Origin of the sequence: Azospirillum himalayense (assembly GCF_042657465.1) — a bacterium.
GTDB classification, from domain to species: Bacteria; Pseudomonadota; Alphaproteobacteria; order Azospirillales; family Azospirillaceae; genus Azospirillum; species Azospirillum himalayense.
This window is the reverse complement of the sequence record NZ_JBHSLC010000084.1, coordinates 1-1,502: the sequence shown is the minus strand read 5'-3', so window position 1 is coordinate 1,502 and position 1,502 is coordinate 1. Positions and strand designations below refer to the sequence as shown.

Here is a 1,502-nt window from a genome sequence, read left to right as displayed (position 1 = left end):
TCTAGAAAGAAACTTGGCTGAGACGGTCATGCTGCCAGAGGTGTGATCTGGACGGCATAGCCGAGGTTTTGCAGGCGGGCGAGGAGGCGGTTGGTCTGGGCCGCCTTGGCCCTTTGGTCGAAGTGGTCTGGCCCGAGGTCCTGATACAGCGTTCCATCCTTGAGCATGTGATAAATGGCGGTGAGCATCGAGGCGGCGACGGCGCCAATGGCCTTCTTGGCGCCGCGTCGGGAACGCAAGCGGTGGAACTGGGCCTGGAGGTCGCTGCCCTTGGTGCGGACGGCAGCCCAGGCACACTGGACGAGCATGGTCTTGAGCCACGCGGCGCCTTTGCGCATGCGGTTGGAGCGGCGCTTTCCGGCGCTCTCGTCGTTCCGGGGGCACAGGCCCGCCCATGATTTGAGATGGCCGTCGGTGGGAAAGCGGTCCATGTCGAGGCCGATCTCGGCGAGGATGGCCTGGGCGCTGAGGGTGCTGATGCCGGGGATGGAACTCAGGATTTTGACGGCTTGGCGAAAGGGCTCGACGTTGGCGTCGACCTCCTGGTCGATCTGGGCGATGGCGGCATCGAGGGCATCAATCTGCTGAAGGTGCAGCTTCAGCATGAAGCGGTGGTGCTTGGTCACTCGGCCGCGCAGGGCTTCCTGGAGGCTGTCGCGTGGCGCCTTGATCCGGCGATGGGCGAGCACGGCCAACGCGCAGGGATCGGCTTCGCCTTCGATCAGCGCCTCGACCATGGTGCGGCCGGACAGGCCCATGACGTCGGAAATGACCGAGTCGAGCTTGATGTTGGCGTCCTCCAGCGTCTTCTGGAGGCGCTGGATATGGCTGCTCCGCTCGCGGACGAGTTGCTTGCGGGTTCGCAGCAGATCACGCATCTCCTGGGTCGGCTCGTCAGGAACGAAACTGGCGCGGACCAGACCGTGGGCCATCAGGTCGGCCAGCCAAGTGGCGTCGTTGACGTCGGTCTTGCGGCCCGGCACGTTCTTGACGTGGGCCGCGTTGGCCAGAACCAACGCGAAGTCGCCGTCACTCAGGATATGCCAAACCGGCCGCCAGTAGATGCCGGTCGCCTCCATGACGACATGCGTACAGCCCTCGGCCGCCAGCCATGCCGACAGAGCCATCAGGTCCGTGGTCGTCGTCTTGAACGTCTTGACCTCGCGTTTGACCGCACTTCCCGTCATGTGGCGGGCGCAGGCCACCACACTGTCCTTGTGAACGTCCAAACCGGCGCAATGCGGGTGCAGAACTTCCATCTCTCCCTCCCAGTACGCCGCCGACGTGGAACCCCCGTTCAGGAAATCTAGAAAACGTGCTCCGGGGCCGTGACCGGCCCTTAACACAATGCGGGGTGCTCAAGGGCTCCGGGTCCGACTAACGGACGGGCTCGCTCGCACCAAGGAAACACCGACCTCTGTGCCGACGACGCTCGCCTACCATACATCAGGACTCCCAACCGTTTCATGCATCGCGGGTCGGCAACGCCGGTGGGGGGCTAA

General features: G+C 64.2%; 1 protein-coding gene. It reads right to left on the bottom strand.

Translation table 11 applies throughout. The features are described from left to right. Positions 1-26 precede the first annotated feature (26 nt). Positions 27-1,259: an IS110 family RNA-guided transposase gene (locus tag ACFPMG_RS24830; RefSeq protein WP_376997934.1), complete on the bottom strand. Its 1,233-nt coding sequence runs from the start codon at positions 1,257-1,259 to the stop codon at positions 27-29. Positions 1,260-1,502: the final 243 nt, after the last annotated feature.